We start from the raw sequence: 17,436 nt of genomic DNA on the forward strand, positions 1-17,436 counted from the left end.
GGCCCCCGCCGTCCGTCGTTCCCGCCCGTGTCTCAGGGCGACGCCGGCGGATACAGCGACCGCGGCAGCTGCGAGGCCGCGGCGGAGTCCAGCAGCCACAGGGTGCGCCGGGTGCCGTACGCGCCCGCCGCCGGGGCCTGGATCTCGCCCGCGCCGGACAGGGCGATGGCCGCGGCCTCCGCCTTGTCCTCGCCGGCCGCGAGGAGCCAGACCTCGCGGGCCGCGCGGATCGCGGGGAGGGTCAGGGTGATCCGGGTCGGCGGGGGCTTGGGCGCGCCGTGCACGCCGACCACCGTGCGCTCGGTCTCCCGTACGGCCGGCAGCTCCGGGAAGAGCGAGGCCACGTGGGTGTCCGGGCCGACGCCCAGCATCAGGACGTCGAAGGCGGGCACCGCGCCGTGGTTCTCCGGCCCGGCCGCCTTCGCCAGCTCCGCCGCGTACGCCTCGGCCGCCGCCTCGACGTCCGTGCCGTGGGGGCCGTCGGAGGCGGGCATGGCGTGCACGCGCTCCGGGTCCAGCGGGACGGAGTCCAGCAGGGCCTCGCGGGCCTGCGTGACATTGCGCTCGGGGTCGCCCTCGGGGAGGTAGCGCTCGTCGCCCCACCACAGGTCCAGCCGGCCCCAGTCGACGGCGTCCCGGGCGGGCGCCGCCGCCAGCGCGGCCAGCAGGCCGTTGCCGTTGCGGCCGCCGGTGAGGACCACGGACGCGGTGCCCCGGGAGGCCTGCGCGTCCACGATCTTCGTGATCAGGCGGGCCGCGGCGGCCTGCGCCATCAGCTCCTTGTCGTGGTGGACGACCAGCTGCGGTGTGCTCACTTCGCCGCCGCCTTCCTCGCCGGTGCCTTCTTCGCGGTCTTGGCCGCCGCCTTCTTCGCGGGGGCCTTGGCCGCCTCCTCCACCGGCTCCGGTTCGGCAGCGGCCTCCGGAGCGGCGGCCTCGGGAGCGGTGTCCGGCTCGGCGTCCGGTTCGGCCGCGGCCCCGGTGGCCTGCTGGGGCACCGTGGTCAGCCGCTCCACGCCGTAGCGCAGCGCCGACGCGTAGGTGTCGTCCGGGTCCAGCCGGCGCAGCTCCTCCGCGATCAGCTCGGCGGTGTCCCGCCGCTTCAGCGCCACCGCGCGGGCCGGCTGGCCCTCGATGGCCAGCGTGGCCAGCGAACCGTCCGCGCGGTCCAGCGTGATCGGGCCCCGGCTGGTGTCCAGACGGACGGCCGTGAGTCCCGGGCCGGCGGACAGGGAGCGACGGACGGGGACGTCCAGCCGGTCCGCGAGCCACATCGCCAGCAGCTCACAGCTCGGATTGAACTCCTCGCCCTCCACCTCGACGCCGCGCACCTCGCAGTCGACCTGGTCCAGGGCCGCCGCCAGCATCGAGCGCCACGGCGTGATCCGGGTCCAGGACAGGTCGGTGTCGCCGGGCGTGTAGGCGGCGGCGCGGGCGGACAGCTCCCGCACCGGCTGCTCGGCGGCGTAGCTGTCGGTGACCCGGCGCTGGGCGAGCGCGCCCAGCGGGTCCTTCGCCGGGTCGAGCGGCGCGTTCACCGGCCACCACACGACGACCGGGGCGTCCGGCAGCAGCAGCGGCAGGACCACCGAGTCGGCGTGCTCGACGACCTCGCCGTACAGCCGCAGGACCACCGTCTCGCCGGTGCCCGCGTCCGCGCCCACCCGCACCTCGGCGTCCAGCCGCGAGGCGGTGCGGTCGCGCGGGCCGCGGGAGACCCGCTTGACGACGACGAGCGTGCGCGAGGGGTGCTCGCGCGAGGCGTCGTTGGCGGCCTTCAGGGCGTCGTAGGCGTTCTCCTCGTCGGTGACGATGACGAGGGTGAGGACCATGCCGACGGCGGGTGTGCCGATGGCGCGGCGGCCCCGCACGAGCGCCTTGTTGATCTCTCCGGCGGTGGTGTCGGTCAGATCTATCTTCATGGCCGGCGCCAGCTCCGTCCGTCTCGTGCGAGCATCTCGTCCGCTTCCACCGGACCCCAGGTGCCCGACTTGTACTGCGCGGGCCTGCCGTGCTTGTCCCAGTGCTCCTCGATCGGGTCGAGGATCTTCCAGGAGAGCTCGACCTCCTCCGTGCGCGGGAAGAGGTTGGCGTCGCCGAGCAGCACGTCCAGGATCAGCCGTTCGTACGCCTCCGGGCTGGACTCCGTGAACGACTCGCCGTAGGCGAAGTCCATGGACACGTCCCGGATCTCCATCGAGGTGCCCGGGACCTTGGAGCCGAAGCGGACCGTGACGCCCTCGTCCGGCTGGACGCGGATGACGATCGCGTTCTGGCCCAGTTCCTCCGTCGCCGTGGTGTCGAACGGGGAGTGCGGGGCCCGCTGGAAGACCACCGCGATCTCGGTGACCCGGCGGCCCAGCCGCTTGCCGGTGCGCAGGTAGAAGGGGACGCCCGCCCAGCGGCGGTTGTCGATCTCCAGCTTGACCGCGGCGTAGGTGTCGGTCTTCGACTTCGGGTCGATGCCCTCCTCTTCGAGGTAGCCGATGACCTTCTCGCCACCCTGCCAGCCCGCCGCGTACTGCCCGCGCACGGTGTTGGCGCCCAGGTCCTTCGGCAGCCGGACGGCGCCGAGCACCTTCTCCTTCTCCGCGGCCAGCGCGTCCGCGTCGAAGGAGGCGGGCTCCTCCATGGCGGTGAGCGCCATCAGCTGGAGCAGGTGGTTCTGGATGACGTCGCGGGCGGCGCCGATGCCGTCGTAGTAGCCGGCCCGGCCGCCGATGCCGATGTCCTCGGCCATGGTGATCTGGACGTGGTCCACGAAGGACCGGTTCCAGATCGGCTCGAACATGGTGTTGGCGAAGCGCAGCGCCAGGATGTTCTGGACGGTCTCCTTGCCGAGGTAGTGGTCGATCCGGAACACCTGGTCCGGCTCGAACACCTCGTGCACGACCTTGTTGAGTTCCTCGGCGGACTCCAGGTCGTGCCCGAACGGCTTCTCGATGACCGCGCGGCGCCAGGAGCCGCTGCTCTGGTCGGCCAGGCCGTGCTTCTTCAGCTGCTGGATGACCACCGGGAAGGAGCGCGGCGGCACGGACAGGTAGAAGGCGAAGTTGCCGCCCGTGCCCTGTGCCTTGTCCAGCTCCTCGATGGTGGCGCGCAGCCGCTCGAAGGCCTCGTCGTCGTCGAAGGTGCCCTGGACGAAGCGCATCCCCTGGATGAGCTGCTGCCAGACCTCCTCGCGGAAGGGTGTGCGGGAGTGCTCCTTGACGGCGTCGTGCACGACCTGGGCGAAGTCCTCGTGCTCCCAGTCGCGGCGGGCGAAGCCCACCAGGGAGAAGCCCGGCGGCAGCAGACCCCGGTTGGCGAGGTCGTACACCGCGGGCATCAGCTTCTTGCGGGACAGGTCGCCCGTGACACCGAAGATGACCAGGCCCGACGGCCCCGCGATGCGCGGGAGCCGCCGGTCGGCCGAGTCACGAAGCGGGTTCGCTCCGGAACCGGAAACGGGTGTCAACTCAGCCCTCCGAAGGGGCCAGGCGCTCGAGCTCCGCCTGGGTCGACTTGAGCAGGTCGTTCCAGGACGCCTCGAACTTGTCGACGCCCTCGTCCTCCAGCACCTGCACGACGTCGTCGTAGGCGATCCCGAGCCGCTCCAGCGCGTCGAGGTCGGCGCGCGCCTGCTCGTAGGTGCCGCTGATGGTGTCGCCGGTGATCTCACCGTGGTCGTCGGTGGCCTCCAAGGTGGCCTCCGGCATGGTGTTGACTGTGTTCGGCGCGACCAGCTCGGTGACGTACAGGGTGTCCGAGTACGCCGGGTCCTTCACGCCGGTCGACGCCCACAGCGGACGCTGCTTGTTGGCGCCGGCGCTCTCCAGCGCCGTCCAGCGGTCGGAGGAGAAGACCTCCTCGTACGCCTGGTAGGCCAGGCGGGCGTTGGCGAGGGCGGCCTTGCCGCGCAGCCCCTTGGCCTCGTCGGTGCCGATCCCGTCCAGCCGCTTGTCGATCTCGGTGTCCACGCGGGAGACGAAGAAGGACGCCACGGAGTGGATCTTCGACAGGTCGAGACCCCGCTCCTTCGCCTTCTCCAGGCCGGTGAGGTACGCGTCCATGACGGCCCGGTAGCGCTCCAGCGAGAAGATCAGCGTGACGTTGACGCTGATGCCGAGGCCGATCACCTCGGCGATCGCCGGCAGACCCGCCTGGGTGGCCGGGATCTTGATCAGGGTGTTGGGACGGTCGACGAGCCAGGCCAGCTGCTTGGCCTCGGCGACGGTCGCCTTGGTGTGGTGGGCCAGGCGCGGGTCGACCTCGATGGAGACCCGGCCGTCCTGGCCGCCGGTGGCGTCGAAGACCGGGCGCAGGATGTCGGCGGCGTCGCGGACGTCCGCCGTGGTGATCATGCGGATGGCCTCTTCGACGGTGACCTTGCGGGCGGCCAGGTCGGACAGCTGCTGGTCGTAGCCGTCGCCCTGGGAGATCGCCTTCTGGAAGATCGTCGGATTGGTGGTGACGCCCACGACGTGCTGCTGGTCGATCAGCTCGGCGAGGTTGCCGGACGTGATCCGCTTGCGCGACAGGTCGTCCAGCCAGATCGCGACGCCTTCGTCGGAGAGGCGCTTGAGTGCGTCTGTCATGGAATTACATCTCCTACGTGTCGTATATGAGCGTCAGCGCTGAGCGTCGGCGAGGGATTCCCGCGCCTTGGCGGCCACGTTCTCGGCGGTGAAGCCGAACTCGCGGAAGAGCAGCTTGCCGTCCGCGGAGGCACCGAAGTGCTCCAGGGACACGATGCGGCCGGCGTCCCCCACGTACTTGTGCCAGGTGAGCCCGATGCCCGCCTCCACGGCGACGCGGGCCTTCACGGACGGCGGCAGCACGGAGTCCCGGTACCCCTGGTCCTGCTGCTCGAACCACTCGACGGACGGCATCGAGACGACACGCGTGGGAACGCCGTCGGCCTGCAGCTGCTCACGCGCCTCCACGGCCACGTGCACCTCGGAACCGGTGGCGATCAGGATGACCTGCGGCTCGCCGCCGTCGGCCTCGAACAGGACGTAGCCGCCCTTGGCCGCGTCCTCGTTCGGCTCGTACGCCGGCACGCCCTGGCGGGTGAGCGCGAGGCCGTGCGGCTGGCCCTTGCCGAACTCCTTGGTCCAGCGGCCCAGGATCTCGCGCCAGGCGATGGCGGTCTCGTTGGCGTCGGCCGGGCGGACGATGTTCAGGCCCGGGATGGCGCGCAGCGAGGCCAGGTGCTCGACCGGCTGGTGGGTGGGGCCGTCCTCGCCGAGGCCGATGGAGTCGTGCGTCCACACGAACGTCACCGGCAGGTGCATGAGGGCCGACAGGCGCACGGCGTTGCGCATGTAGTCGGAGAAGACGAGGAAGGTGCCGCCGTAGACACGGGTGTTGCCGTGCAGGGCGATGCCGTTCAGCTCGGCGCCCATGGAGTGCTCGCGGATGCCGAAGTGGATGGTGCGGCCGTACGGGTCGGCCTCCGGCAGCGGGTTGCCCGCGGGCAGGAACGAGCTGTCCTTGTCGATGGTGGTGTTGTTCGACCCGGCGAGGTCGGCGGAGCCGCCCCACAGCTCGGGGATCACCGCGCCGAGCGCCTGGAGCACCTTGCCGGACGCGGCACGCGTGGCCACGCTCTTGCCGGGCTCGAAGACCGGGAGCTTCTCCTCCCAGCCGGCGGGCAGCTCGCCCTTGCCGATCCGGTCGAACTCGGCGGCCCGCTCCGGGTTGGCCTCGCGCCAGACCTGGAGGGACTTCTCCCACTCGGCCTTCGCCTCGGCACCGCGCTCCAGCGCCTTGCGGGTGTGGGAGATGACCTCGTCGGCGACCTCGAAGCTCTGCTCCGGGTCGAAGCCGAGGACGCGCTTGGTGGCCGCGACCTCGTCGTCGCCCAGCGCCGAGCCGTGCGCGGCCTCGGTGTTCTGCGCGTTCGGGGCCGGCCAGGCGATGATCGAGCGCATCGCGATGAAGGACGGCCGGTCGGTGACCCGCTTGGCCTCCTGGATCGCGGCGAAGATCGCCGCCGGGTCCAGGTCGCCGTTCTCCTGGGCCTCCACCCGCTGCACGTGCCAGCCGTAGGCCTCGTACCGCTTGACGGTGTCCTCCGAGACGGCCGTCTCGGTGTCGCCCTCGATCGAGATGTGGTTGTCGTCCCACAGCAGGACCAGGTTGCCCAGCTTCTGGTGGCCGGCCAGCGAGGACGCCTCGGCGGCGATGCCCTCCTGGAGGCAGCCGTCACCGGCGATGCAGTAGACGAAGTGGTCGAAGGGGGACTCGCCGGCCGGCGCCTCCGGGTCGAACAGACCGCGTTCGTAACGGGCGGCCATCGCCATGCCCACCGCGTTGGCCACACCCTGGCCCAGCGGGCCGGTGGTGGTCTCCACACCCTTGGTGTGCCCGTACTCCGGGTGGCCCGGGGTCTTCGAACCCCACGTCCGGAAGGCCTTCAGGTCGTCCAGCTCCAGGCCGAAGCCGGCCAGGTAGAGCTGGGTGTAGAGGGTCAGGGACGAGTGGCCGGCGGACAGCACGAAGCGGTCGCGCCCGACCCACTCCGGGTCGGCCGGGTCGTGCCGCATCACCTTCTGGAAGAGGGTGTAGGCGGCGGGGGCCAGGCTCATCGCCGTACCGGGATGGCCGTTGCCGACCTTCTGTACGGCGTCTGCGGCCAGGACACGGGCGGTGTCCACGGCCCGCTGGTCCAGCTCGGTCCACTCAAGGTCTGTGGTGGTCGGCTTGGTGCTCACCCTGGGTCAGGGCTCCTCTCCACATGTCGGTCGCCGGTCGTCGGGCATGCGCCCCACCCGGCCGCCGACGGGCTTGTCGCCCGACGGCCGTTGTCGAGCCTACCCCCGTGAGGACGTGCGTTTTTTCGAGTGTTTCCAGACTGACGGGAGTCGCCGGGATCCGCCTCCCGACTGGGCGGAACGGCATTCGGCACATGAATAAGGAGCCGCTCATCTGACCGCTCAGGAGAGCTTTCCCGCGCACGGAGGATCACGCCTTTCCGGACGGGTCCGAGCGGGTCCGCGCACGTGTGTACGGAGGGCCCCGCCAACACGACCCCACCCCCGCGAAGGCCGGGGTATGGGCAACGTCTAAAGTGGCGTGGTACGCGCGAGCCTCGACCCGGAGTGTCCGGCGGGGAGGCTCGCTGGGATGTCTCTGTCAGGGGTGTGCGTGACGGCCGTCGAATCCCGTCCTGGGGGTCCCTCCCAGGCCCTCAAGGCCCTGGGGGAGGGTGCACTCGGTGATGCGAGCCAGGGCCCGGTTCACCGGTCGTTCGGGGCCCGTGTCAAGGCGTTCGTGGCGCTGACCAAGCCGCGGATCATCGAGTTGCTGCTCATCACCACCGTTCCGGTGATGTTCCTGGCGCAGCAGGGTGTGCCCGACCTGAAGCTGGTCCTGCTCACCTGCCTCGGCGGCTATCTGTCGGCGGGCGGCGCCAACGCGCTCAACATGTACATCGACCGGGACATCGACGCCCTGATGGACCGCACCTCGCAGCGTCCGCTGGTGACCGGGATGGTCAGCCCGCGCGAGTGCATGGCGTTCGGCATCTCCCTGGCGGTCGTCTCGACGCTGCTGTTCGGGCTCACCGTCAACTGGCTGAGCGCCTGGCTGTCACTCGGGGCGCTCCTCTTCTACGTCGTCGTCTACACGATGATCCTCAAGCGGCGCACGTCGCAGAACATCGTGTGGGGCGGCATCGCGGGCTGCATGCCGGTGCTGATCGGCTGGTCGTCCGTCACGAACTCGCTGTCGTGGGCGCCGGTCATCCTCTTCCTCGTCATGTTCTTCTGGACTCCGCCGCACTACTGGCCGCTGTCCATGAAGGTCAGGGAGGACTACGCGCGCGTCGGCGTGCCGATGCTGCCGGTCATCGCCTCCAACAAGGTCGTCGCCCGGCAGATCGTCATCTACAGCTGGGTGATGGTCGTCGTCTCCCTGCTGCTGACGCCGCTCGGCTACACCGGCTGGTTCTACACGGCCGTCGCGCTCGCGGCGGGCGGCTGGTGGCTGTGGGAGGCGCACGCGCTGCAGAACCGTGCCAAGGCCGAGGCCACCGGCACGAAGCTGAAGGAGATGCGGCTCTTCCACTGGTCCATCACCTATGTGTCGCTGCTGTTCGTGGCGGTCGCGGTGGACCCCTTCCTGCGCTGACCCGCACCGGGCGTACGTCACAGCGCCCTGCTCTCGCCAGTCGATCTACCGGTGAGTAGCATCCTGGGCATGGCAGACACGCAGCAGGTTGACGCGAGGGCCGAGCGCACGGTGTCCCGGCTCGCCCACCGGATCGGTGCCTTCGCCAAGGCGCACGGCGGCGCGGAGGGCCAGGTGGCCCACATCGGCGAACGCGGCGCCCGCATCGTCCTCGTCGGCGAGGACGGCGGCTGGGGCGACCTGGTGGCCCCGACGTACGCCATCGCCGAGCAGGCGGTGGCCAAGTCCGGCATCACGGTCCACGAGTCCTTCGACGGCGAGTTCGCGGCGAAGGTGACCACGGGGCCGTACGAGTGGAAGCGGATGGCCGGCATCCAGCTGGGCGGCTGACCGCCGCCTCCGCCGTCGTACGGCTTTTCCGCGGGGCCCCGCGCGCCCGGGCTGTGGGTGGTCTCGTGCCGGCGGGTCCGGGGCGCGCGGTTTGAGTGACCGTGGTTCTCACGGACCCTGTGCTGCCACGGCTGCCGCAGAGCCGGTCGCCCCGCGTCGACCGCTCCGCCCGGTGCCGCTCACCGGCTCCGCCCGGTCCGCCGTCGGCCCTGGCACGTGCCTGGTCCCGCCGTACGGCTCACGTCTCGGCCGTCGTACGGCCTTTCCGCGGGGCCCCGCGCGCCGGGCTGTGGGTGGTCTCGTGCCGGCGGGTCCGGGGCGCGCGGTTTGAGTGACCGTGGTTCTCACGGACCCTGTGCTGCCACGGCTGCCGCAGAGCCGGTCGCCCCGCGTCGACCGCTCCGCCCGGTGCCGCTCACCGGCTCCGCCCGGTCCGCCGTCGGCCCCGGCACGTGCCTGGTCCCGCCGTACGGCTGTCCGTGCCGTCCATCGAGCCGAAGCCAGGGTGTGCCGCACGGCCGCGCTCCCTGCGCCAAGGTCGCCGTGGACGACGCGCGCCGGTGTACAGGCCCCGCCGGGCTGCCGAGACTGGGCGGATGACGACCGCATCCCTGCTCGACGGATTCCTGGACGCCCTGCTGCCGCTGCGGCCCCGCGCCGTCTGGGCGCACGGTTCCCTGGCCGGCGGCGACTACCAGGAGGGGCGCAGCGACCTGGACCTCATCGCCGTACTGCCCGGTCCGCTCGGCCCGCGGCAGGCCTGGCGGGTCGCGGCCCTGCACGCCAGGCTGCGCCACCGGCCCCTCGCGGCGAAGCTGCACTGCGGCTATCTCACCCCGGCCGCCCTGGACGACCCGGACCGTCCGCACCTGACCTGGGCGCACGGCGGGCTGCTGCGCCGCCCGGTCACCCCGGTCACCCGGCGCGAGCTGCACGACTTCGGCCGGGTGCTGTACGGGGAGCCGCCGGCCGGGCTGCTGCCGCCGGTTTTGGAGGGCCGGCTGCGCGACTTCGTGGTGCGCGACCAGCGCGATTTCTGGCGGCCGGCGGTGGACAAGGCACGGCTGTGGCGGCAGGACGTCTGGGTCGACCTGGGCCTGCTGACGTACGCCCGGGCCACCGTGACCCTGCGCGACGGCCGGCTGATCTCGAAACGGGAGGCCCTGGCCGAGCTGCCGGCCCTCGGCGCGCCCGCCGATGTCGTCGCGGACATCGCCCGCCGGCGCTACGAGGACCCCGCCCCCGCCCCCGCCGGTCAGGACTGGCTCACCCGGCGCGCCGGCGCGGCCCGGGCGTTCCTCGGCCCGGCGATCGACGCCCTGGTCGCGGGCGCCGGCTGACCCGGGCGCGTACCGAGGGGTGCGGGCGGCTCAGGCGCGGGAGCCGACCGCCACCTCGGCCGGGGACGCCGGCAGGTCCAGCGGCTCCTCCGGGCGTTCCCGCAGCGCCAGCAGCACCCGCAGCACCCAGATCCACATCACGGTGGAGCCGAGCATGTGGGCGGCCACCAGGGCCTCCGGGAGGTGGGTGAAGTACTGGACGTAGCCGATGGCGCCCTGGCACAGCAGGACCACGAACAGCTCCCGGGTGCGCGCCAGCGGTGCCTTCGGCGCGTCGACGGCCTTGAGCACGAACCACAGCGCGAACGTCAGCGTCACCACGATCCAGGCGAGCACCGCGTGCAGCTTGGAGACGTTCTCCCAGTCGATCGGGATGCGCTCGACCTCGCTGGAGTCTCCGGCGTGCGGTCCCGCCCCGGTCACCACCGTGCCGACCGCGATGAGCAGCGCGGACGCGGCCACCAGGAACCACACCAGCTGCGCCACCGCCTTGCCGACCAGCGGACGCGGCGCCGCGTCGCCCTCCCGGGTGCGCTGCCACATCACCGTGGCGATGGCGATCAGGGCCGTGGAGAGCAGGAAGTGCGCGGCGACCGTGTACGGGTTGAGGCCGACCAGGACGACGATGCCGCCGAGCACCGCGTTGCCCATGACGACCCAGAACTGGGCCCAGCCGAGCCGGGTCAGGCCGCGGCGCCACGGCTTCTCGGAACGGGCGGCGATGATCGCCCAGCCGACGGCGGCGCACAGCACGTACGTCAGCATGCGGTTGCCGAACTCGATGATCCCGTGGAAGCCCATGGCCCGGGTGGTGGTCAGCGAGTCGTCGGTGCAGGTGGGCCAGGTCGGGCAGCCGAGGCCCGAGCCGGTCAGGCGGACGGCGCCGCCGGTGACCACGATGACCACCGACATGACGAGTGCGGCGAGGGCCGCCCGCCGGACGGTCCGTGGGTCCGGGGTCCAGCGGTCGGCGATGAACGCGAGCGGATTGCGCAGGGCGGCTTCGACGTCGGCGCGGTTCAGCGTAGGCACGCACACCATCGTAGGCCGCCGCTTGTGCACGCGTTCACGAGGGTCACTCCCCCGGGGGTACGGCCGCTCGCGCGAGGGTCACTCCCAGCGGAAGAACCGTCCGGCCGCGGCCAGCCCGGCCACCGCCCACACGGCGAGGACGCCCAGGTCGCCCCACGGCATCCCGGCGCCGTGCTGGAGCACGTCCCGCAGGCCGTCGGAGAGGGCGGAGATGGGCAGCAGGCCGAGGAGCTGCTCGCCCGCCGGGCCGAACTTCTCCAGCGGCACGATCACCCCGCCGCCCACGAGCAGCAGCAGGAACACCAGGTTGGCGGCGGCCAGTGTCGCCTCCGCCTTCAGGGTGCCCGCCATCAGCAGGCCGAGCCCGGAGAAGGCGGCGGTGCCGACGACGAGCAGAGCCACGACGGCGGCCGGGTTGCCGTGCGGGGACCAGCCCAGCGCGAAGGCGATCACGGTCAGCAGGATGACCTGGAGAACCTCCGTGACCAGCACGGACACCGTCTTCGCGGTCATCAGGCCCCAGCGCGGCAGCGGCGAGGAGGCCAGCCGCTTGAGCACGCCGTAGCGGCGCTCGAAGCCCGTGGCGATGGCCTGCCCGGTGAACGCGGTCGACATCACGGCCAGGGCCAGCACGCCGGGGGCGAGGAAGTCGACCGCCTCGCCCTTGCCCGTGTCCACGATGTCGACCGAGCTGAAGAGCACCAGCAGCAGGGTCGGGATCACGACCGTCAGCAGCAGCTGCTCGCCGTTGCGCAGCAGCATCCTGGTCTCCAGCGCCGCCTGCGCCGCGATCATGCGGGGGAGCGGGGCGGCTCCGGGCCTCGGGGAATAGGTACCCGTGGTGGTCACGAGCGCAGCTCCTTGCCGGTCAGCTCCAGGAAGACGTCTTCCAGGGTGTGCCGCTCCACCGAGATCCGGTCGGGCATCACCCCGTGCTGGGCGCACCAGGAGGTCACCGTGGCCAGCAGCTGGGGGTCGACCTTGCCGGTCACCCGGTAGCCGCCCGGGGTCAGCTCGGCGGCCGCGCAGTCGGCCGGCAGCGCCTTGAGCAGCGAGCCGACGTCCAGGCCGGGGCGGCCGGTGAAGCGCAGGGTGTTCTCGGCGCCGCCCTTGCACAGCTCCTCCGGCGAGCCCTGGGCGATGACCCGGCCGCCGTCGATGATCGCCACGTCGTCGGCGAGCTGCTCGGCCTCGTCCATGTGGTGCGTGGTGAGGATCACCGAGACGCCGTCGGCGCGCAGGTCCCGCACCAGGTCCCAGGTGGCCCGGCGGGCCTGCGGGTCCAGGCCGGCGGTGGGCTCGTCCAGGAACACCAGTTCCGGGCGGCCCACGACGGCCATGGCGAGCGCGAGCCGCTGCTGCTGGCCGCCGGAGAGCCGGCGGTAGCTGGTGCGGCCGCAGGAGCCGAGGCCGAGGCGGTCGATCAGGGCGTCGACGTCGAGCGGGTGCGCGTGCAGCTTCGCCACGTGCCGGAGCATCTCGTCGGCGCGGGCGCCGGAGTACACACCGCCGGACTGGAGCATCACGCCGATGCGGGGCCGCAGCTCGGCGGCCTGCCGGACCGGGTCGAGGCCCAGGACGCGCACCGTGCCGGAATCCGGCTTCCGGTATCCCTCGCAGGTCTCCACCGTGGTCGTCTTCCCGGCCCCGTTCGGGCCGAGTACGGCGGTCACGCCCGGCCCGGCCACCAGGTCCAGGCCGTTCACCGCGGTCTTCGTGCCGTACCGCATCACCAGGGCCGTCACCTCGATGAGCGGGTGCGACGCGAAGCGTCTCCCGGAGGGGTCGTGACCGGGAGACGGGCGGGCGGGCTCACTTCGCATGGGGCCGAGTGTAGGGAGAGTGCGCGCGGTTCAGACGGGCGGGTGCGGGAAGTCCTCCTCGCGCGGGCGGTGCAGCGGCAGCCACCGCTCGGCGTAGGCCACGGCGTCCGCCAGCGGGAACAGCCGGGCGTCCGCGCCGCCGACCCGGCCGCGGACGACGGGCCGGTCCCGTTCGAAGTCGTGTCCCAGTTCGTCGAACCGGTCGGCGGTGACCGACACCTCGACCACCGTCTCCCAGCCGCCGCCGGGCGCGGGCCGGCCGACCCGCACGCGCGGCGCGGGGATGCGGTACTCGGCCAGGTGGAAGGCGGTGCAGGAGTCGTAGCCCGCGCCGAGCAGCAGCACCCGGGCGCCCTGCTTCTCCAGCTTCGCCAGCGGGCTGTCCGGGCCGAGCCGGCAGTCCGAGGCGTGGCCCTCGGTGATCTCCCGCGCGCGGGGGCCGAGCGCGGCGAAGGAGGTCTGGGGGTGGGCGCTGCGCAGGGCGCCGGGCCAGGTCCGCACGGTCTCGGGGATCACGCCGACGCCGAGCGAGGGGGTGACCAGCGGGTCGTACGGGGGCATGGTGGCGCGGATCCGGTCCCACCACTCCTCGGGCACCGGCGGGTTCTCCCATCCGGCGGGGTCGGACTGGTCGCCGGTCTGGGTCGGCACGACGAGCGTGCCCGAAGGGCCGAGCGCGTCGAGGAGGCCCTGGACGACCGCGACCGCGCCTCCGTTCACCCAGCCGAGCGAGCTGAGCGAGGAGTGCACGAGCAGGGTCTCGCCGGTCTCGACGCCCAGCAGGCGCAGAGCTGCGGCGAGGGCGTCCCGAGTGACGAGCGGGCCGGTCGGAGGGGGTGCGGGCATGGTCCGGGAGTCTTCCGGACCGGGCCTTGGGACGCCACTGAATTCGGCCGGGCGGCGTTTCGCGAGGATCGGCGGAAGATCGTTTGCGCAGGTCGGATTAGGTATGCCTAAGTGACGCAGGGCACCGCGTGATGATCGGGACGTCGCTTGTCAGGCTCCGCGGAATTACGCAACAATGGCGTTGTGAAAAACGTCGGCGAGGCTCGGGAGACCCCCACGGGGGCCCCTCAGGAGGAGCTAGCGACCGGTGAGCGCTCGACGCGCAACCGGGTCGCGCGCTCCATCCTGGACCACGGGCCGTCGACCGTCGCCGAACTCGCCGGCCGGCTGGGACTGACCCAGGCGGCCGTCCGGCGCCATCTGGACGCGCTGGTCGCCGACGAGGTCGTGGAGGCCCGCGAACAGCGGGTGTACGGCACGCGCACGCGTGGCCGCCCCGCCAAGGTCTTCGCGCTCACCGACTGCGGCCGGGACGCCTTCGACCAGTCGTACGACAAGCTCGCCGCGGACGCGCTGCGCTGGATCGCCGAGCGGGAGGGCGGCGCCGAGGCGATCGCCGCCTTCGCCCGCGCCCGGGTCGCCGCCCAGGCGGGCGCGTACCGCCGGGCGATCGAGGCCGCGGCCCCGGACAAGCGCGCCGAAGCGCTGGCCAAGGCCCTGAGCGCGGACGGGTACGCTGCTACGGCGCGCAGCGCACCGGTCGGCGAGCAGCTCTGCCAGCACCACTGCCCGGTCGCCCATGTCGCGGAACAGTTCCCGCAGCTGTGCGAGGCGGAGACGGAGATCTTCGCGGAGCTGCTGGGCACGCACGTCCAGCGGCTGGCGACCATCGCGCACGGCGACGGCGTCTGCACGACGTTCATCCCCAAGATTTCCACTGACGCACCTGCAAGCACGGCCGGGAGGAACCCCGCATGACTCTCCCCACGGAGACTGCCCACCCTGAGCTCGAGGGTCTGGGCAAGTACGAATACGGCTGGGCCGACTCGGACGTGGCCGGTGCCTCCGCCAGGCGCGGCCTGAGCGAGGAGGTCGTCCGCGACATCTCCGGCAAGAAGTCGGAGCCGGAGTGGATGACCAAGCTGCGTCTGAAGGGCCTGAAGCTCTTCGAGAAGAAGCCGATGCCGAACTGGGGCTCCGACCTCTCGGGCATCGACTTCGACAACATCAAGTACTTCGTGCGCTCCACGGAGAAGCAGGCGGAGTCCTGGGAGGACCTGCCCGAGGACATCAAGAACACCTACGACAAGCTGGGCATCCCGGAGGCCGAGAAGCAGCGCCTCGTCGCCGGTGTCGCCGCCCAGTACGAGTCGGAGGTCGTCTACCACCAGATCCGCGAGGACCTGGAGGAGCAGGGCGTCATCTTCCTCGACACCGACACCGCGCTGAAGGAGCACCCGGAGCTCTTCAAGGAGTACTTCGGCACGGTCATCCCGGCCGGCGACAACAAGTTCGCCGCGCTGAACACCGCCGTGTGGTCCGGCGGCTCCTTCATCTACGTGCCGAAGGGCGTGCACGTGGAGATCCCGCTCCAGGCCTACTTCCGCATCAACACGGAGAACATGGGCCAGTTCGAGCGGACCCTGATCATCGTCGACGAGGGTGCCTACGTGCACTACGTCGAGGGCTGCACGGCGCCGATCTACAAGTCGGACTCGCTGCACTCCGCGGTCGTCGAGATCATCGTCAAGAAGAACGCCCGCTGCCGTTACACGACCATCCAGAACTGGTCGAACAACGTCTACAACCTGGTCACCAAGCGCGCCGTCGCCTACGAGGGCGCGACGATGGAGTGGGTCGACGGCAACATCGGCTCCAAGGTGACGATGAAGTACCCGGCCGTCTACCTGATGGGCGAGCACGCCAAGGGCGAGACCCTGTCCATCGCCTTCGCGGGCGAGGGCCAGCACCAGGACGCGGGCGCCAAGATGGTCCACATGGCGCCGAACACGTCGTCCAACATCGTCTCCAAGTCGGTGGCGCGCGGCGGTGGCCGCACCTCCTACCGCGGCCTGATCGAGATCGGCGAGGGCGCCGCCGGCTCCAAGTCCAACGTGCTGTGCGACGCGCTGCTGGTCGACACCATCTCCCGGTCGGACACGTACCCGTACGTCGACGTCCGCGAGGACGACGTGTCCATGGGCCACGAGGCCACCGTCTCCAAGGTCTCCGAGGACCAGCTCTTCTACCTGATGAGCCGCGGTCTGTCCGAGGACGAGGCGATGGCGATGATCGTGCGCGGCTTCGTCGAGCCGATCGCCAAGGAACTGCCCATGGAGTACGCGCTGGAGCTCAACCGGCTGATCGAGCTGCAGATGGAGGGCGCGGTCGGCTGACCGCCGCCCCATCGCCAGCAGACGTCTTACCCAGGAAAGAGAGCACTACGACAGCCATGGCTGAGGCCCAGAACATCCCCGTGGGTTCCACCACCACGGGCTCCATCGCGGTCGCCGCGGAGTCGACCGTCGTCTCGCGCATGAGCGCGCCTCCGTCCTTCGACGTGGCGGACTTCCCGGTTCCGCACGGCCGTGAGGAGGAGTGGCGGTTCACCCCGCTGGAGCGGCTGCGCGGGCTGCACGACGGCACCGCGGCCGCCGGAGGCTCGGTCAAGACCGAGTTCTCCGCTCCCGACGGCGTCACCCTGGAGACCGTCGGCCGCGACGACGCCCGGCTCGGCAGGGCCGGCAAGCCGGTGGACCGGGTCGCGGCCCAGGCGTACTCCTCCTTCGAGCAGGCCACGATCGTCACCGTGCCGAAGGAGACCGTGCTGACCGAGCCGGTGCGCCTCGCCCTGCACGGCGAGGGCGGCGTGACCTACGGGCACACCGTGTTCGAACTCGGCGCCTTCGCCGAGGCCACGGTCGTCATCGACCACACCGGCGACACGGTCCGCGCCGCGAACGTGGAGTACGTCCTCGGTGACGGCGCCAAGCTGACCGTGGTCACCATCGTGGACTGGGACCACACCGCCGTGCACGTCGCCCAGCAGAGCGCCCTGGTGGGCCGGGACGCGAGCTTCAAGCACGTCCTCGTCACCTTCGGCGGCGACCTGGTGCGCATCCACCCGCGCGTGGAGTACGCCGGTCCCGGCGCCGAAGCCGAGCTGTTCGGCCTGTACTTCACCGACGCCGGCCAGCACCACGAGCACCGCCTGCTGGTCACGCACAACACGCCGCACTGCAAGTCGAACGTCGTCTACAAGGGCGCGCTCCAGGGCGACGCCGCGCACGCGGTCTGGATCGGCGACGTGCTCATCGAGGCCGAGGCCGAGGGCACGGACACCTACGAGATGAACCGCAACCTGGTCCTCACGGACGGCGCGCGTGTCGACTCGGTGCCCAACCTGGAGATCGAGACCGGCGAGATCGTCGGCGCGGGCCACGCCTCCGCCACCGGCCGCTTCGACGACGAGCAGCTCTTCTACCTGATGGCCCGCGGCATCCCGGAGCACGAGGCCCGCCGTCTGGTGGTCCGCGGCTTCTTCGCCGAGCTGGTCCAGCAGATCGGCGTCGCCGACATCGAGGAGCGGCTGCTCGCCAAGATCGAGCAAGAGCTGGAGGCTTCGGTCGCATGACGACCTTCGTACGCGTCTGCGGGCTGAGCGAGCTGGCGGAGGACACCCCGAAGCGGGTGGAGATCGACGGCACGCCGGTCTCGGTCGTGCGGACCGAGGGCGAGGTGTTCGCGATCCACGACATCTGCTCGCACGCGAACGTCTCGCTGTCGGAGGGCGAGGTCGACGACTGCCACCTCGAGTGCTGGCTGCACGGCTCGCGCTTCGACCTGCGGTCCGGCAAGCCCGACAGTCTTCCGGCGACGCGCCCCGTCCCCGTATACCCCGTAAAGATCGAAGGGGACGACGTTCTCGTCTCCCTCACCCAGGAGTCCTGA

General features: G+C 71.6%; 16 protein-coding genes. 7 read left to right on the plus strand and 9 right to left on the minus strand.

The annotated features are described in order from the left end of the window. Positions 1-32 precede the first annotated feature (32 nt). Genes pgl through tkt form a run of 5 tightly spaced genes read right to left on the minus strand, consistent with a single transcriptional unit; the run spans position 33 to position 6,697 of the window. A complete protein-coding gene (gene pgl / locus SCK26_RS28240) occupies positions 33-815 on the minus strand; it encodes a 6-phosphogluconolactonase (protein ID WP_318204148.1) in 783 nt (260 codons plus the stop codon). Then, positions 812-1,921, minus strand: a complete 1,110-nt coding sequence (opcA, locus tag SCK26_RS28245) for a glucose-6-phosphate dehydrogenase assembly protein OpcA (RefSeq protein WP_318204149.1) — start codon at positions 1,919-1,921, stop codon at positions 812-814. The genes pgl and opcA overlap by 4 nt, the downstream gene beginning before the upstream one ends. Continuing rightward, entirely contained in the window at positions 1,918-3,456 is a 1,539-nt protein-coding gene (zwf, locus tag SCK26_RS28250; protein ID WP_318204150.1) for a glucose-6-phosphate dehydrogenase, read from the minus strand. Before zwf ends, opcA begins: the two co-directional genes overlap by 4 nt. A gap of 1 nt (position 3,457) precedes the next feature. Further along, positions 3,458-4,576, minus strand: a complete 1,119-nt coding sequence (gene tal / locus SCK26_RS28255; protein WP_318204151.1) for a transaldolase — start codon at positions 4,574-4,576, stop codon at positions 3,458-3,460. Positions 4,577-4,609: 33 nt separating this feature from the next. Continuing rightward, positions 4,610-6,697 carry a transketolase gene (tkt, locus tag SCK26_RS28260; RefSeq protein WP_318204152.1) on the minus strand — a complete coding sequence of 696 codons (2,088 nt, stop codon included), beginning with the start codon at positions 6,695-6,697 and terminating at the stop codon, positions 4,610-4,612. A 427-nt stretch (positions 6,698-7,124) separates the two neighbouring features. Between tkt and SCK26_RS28265 the strand changes: the two genes are divergently transcribed. From SCK26_RS28265 to SCK26_RS28275, 3 genes are all read left to right on the plus strand, one after another. Then, positions 7,125-8,114, plus strand: a complete 990-nt coding sequence (locus SCK26_RS28265; RefSeq protein ID WP_412080868.1) for a heme o synthase — start codon at positions 7,125-7,127, stop codon at positions 8,112-8,114. 69 nt (positions 8,115-8,183) lie between these two features. Then, a complete protein-coding gene (locus tag SCK26_RS28270; protein ID WP_318204154.1) occupies positions 8,184-8,504 on the plus strand; it encodes a hypothetical protein in 321 nt (106 codons plus the stop codon). A gap of 596 nt (positions 8,505-9,100) precedes the next feature. Then, the gene (locus SCK26_RS28275) at positions 9,101-9,844 is read left to right on the plus strand and encodes a nucleotidyltransferase domain-containing protein (RefSeq protein ID WP_318204155.1); all 744 of its coding nucleotides are present in this window, start codon (positions 9,101-9,103) and stop codon (positions 9,842-9,844) included. A gap of 30 nt (positions 9,845-9,874) precedes the next feature. Here the strand turns inward: SCK26_RS28275 and SCK26_RS28280 are convergent, their stop codons facing one another. From SCK26_RS28280 to SCK26_RS28295, 4 genes are all read right to left on the minus strand, one after another. Continuing rightward, entirely contained in the window at positions 9,875-10,885 is a 1,011-nt protein-coding gene (locus SCK26_RS28280; RefSeq protein ID WP_318204156.1) for a COX15/CtaA family protein, read from the minus strand. A 69-nt stretch (positions 10,886-10,954) separates the two neighbouring features. After that, the gene (locus SCK26_RS28285) at positions 10,955-11,671 is read right to left on the minus strand and encodes an ABC transporter permease (protein WP_318206113.1); all 717 of its coding nucleotides are present in this window, start codon (positions 11,669-11,671) and stop codon (positions 10,955-10,957) included. Between the two features lie 50 nt (positions 11,672-11,721). Then, positions 11,722-12,699 carry an ABC transporter ATP-binding protein gene (locus tag SCK26_RS28290; protein ID WP_412080789.1) on the minus strand — a complete coding sequence of 326 codons (978 nt, stop codon included), beginning with the start codon at positions 12,697-12,699 and terminating at the stop codon, positions 11,722-11,724. A gap of 30 nt (positions 12,700-12,729) precedes the next feature. Beyond that, positions 12,730-13,545 carry an AAC(3) family N-acetyltransferase gene (locus tag SCK26_RS28295; RefSeq protein ID WP_318204157.1) on the minus strand — a complete coding sequence of 272 codons (816 nt, stop codon included), beginning with the start codon at positions 13,543-13,545 and terminating at the stop codon, positions 12,730-12,732. Positions 13,546-13,728: 183 nt separating this feature from the next. On the opposite strand from SCK26_RS28295, the gene SCK26_RS28300 reads away from it, so the two are divergent. Genes SCK26_RS28300 through SCK26_RS28315 form a run of 4 tightly spaced genes read left to right on the plus strand, consistent with a single transcriptional unit; the run spans position 13,729 to position 17,436 of the window. Then, positions 13,729-14,463, plus strand: a complete 735-nt coding sequence (locus SCK26_RS28300; RefSeq protein ID WP_318204158.1) for a helix-turn-helix transcriptional regulator — start codon at positions 13,729-13,731, stop codon at positions 14,461-14,463. Beyond that, on the plus strand, positions 14,460-15,881 hold the full coding sequence (sufB, locus tag SCK26_RS28305) for a Fe-S cluster assembly protein SufB (RefSeq protein WP_318204159.1): 1,422 nt from the start codon (positions 14,460-14,462) through the stop codon (positions 15,879-15,881). The genes SCK26_RS28300 and sufB overlap by 4 nt, the downstream gene beginning before the upstream one ends. Before the next feature lie 56 nt (positions 15,882-15,937). Continuing rightward, positions 15,938-17,119, plus strand: coding sequence for a Fe-S cluster assembly protein SufD (gene sufD, locus SCK26_RS28310; RefSeq protein WP_318204160.1), 1,182 nt, complete (start codon positions 15,938-15,940; stop codon positions 17,117-17,119). Continuing rightward, positions 17,116-17,436, plus strand: a complete 321-nt coding sequence (locus SCK26_RS28315; RefSeq protein WP_318204161.1) for a non-heme iron oxygenase ferredoxin subunit — start codon at positions 17,116-17,118, stop codon at positions 17,434-17,436. The genes sufD and SCK26_RS28315 overlap by 4 nt, the downstream gene beginning before the upstream one ends.

Source organism: Streptomyces sp. SCL15-4 (assembly GCF_033366695.1).
In the GTDB taxonomy this organism is placed as follows: domain Bacteria; phylum Actinomycetota; class Actinomycetes; order Streptomycetales; family Streptomycetaceae; genus Streptomyces.

Bases quoted from the DNA above. Each gene is read 5' to 3' on its own strand.
- opcA (WP_318204149.1), bottom strand. From the start codon at position 1,921: ATGAAGATAGATCTGACCGACACCACCGCCGGAGAGATCAACAAGGCG.
- tal (WP_318204151.1), bottom strand. From the start codon at position 4,576: ATGACAGACGCACTCAAGCGCCTCTCCGACGAAGGCGTCGCGATCTGG.
- SCK26_RS28270 (WP_318204154.1), top strand. From the start codon at position 8,184: ATGGCAGACACGCAGCAGGTTGACGCGAGGGCCGAGCGCACGGTGTCC.
- SCK26_RS28275 (WP_318204155.1), top strand. From the start codon at position 9,101: ATGACGACCGCATCCCTGCTCGACGGATTCCTGGACGCCCTGCTGCCG.
- SCK26_RS28280 (WP_318204156.1), bottom strand. From the start codon at position 10,885: ATGGTGTGCGTGCCTACGCTGAACCGCGCCGACGTCGAAGCCGCCCTG.
- SCK26_RS28285 (WP_318206113.1), bottom strand. From the start codon at position 11,671: ATGATCGCGGCGCAGGCGGCGCTGGAGACCAGGATGCTGCTGCGCAAC.
- SCK26_RS28290 (WP_412080789.1), bottom strand. From the start codon at position 12,699: ATGCGAAGTGAGCCCGCCCGCCCGTCTCCCGGTCACGACCCCTCCGGG.
- SCK26_RS28295 (WP_318204157.1), bottom strand. From the start codon at position 13,545: ATGCCCGCACCCCCTCCGACCGGCCCGCTCGTCACTCGGGACGCCCTC.
- sufB (WP_318204159.1), top strand. From the start codon at position 14,460: ATGACTCTCCCCACGGAGACTGCCCACCCTGAGCTCGAGGGTCTGGGC.
- sufD (WP_318204160.1), top strand. From the start codon at position 15,938: ATGGCTGAGGCCCAGAACATCCCCGTGGGTTCCACCACCACGGGCTCC.
- SCK26_RS28315 (WP_318204161.1), top strand. From the start codon at position 17,116: ATGACGACCTTCGTACGCGTCTGCGGGCTGAGCGAGCTGGCGGAGGAC.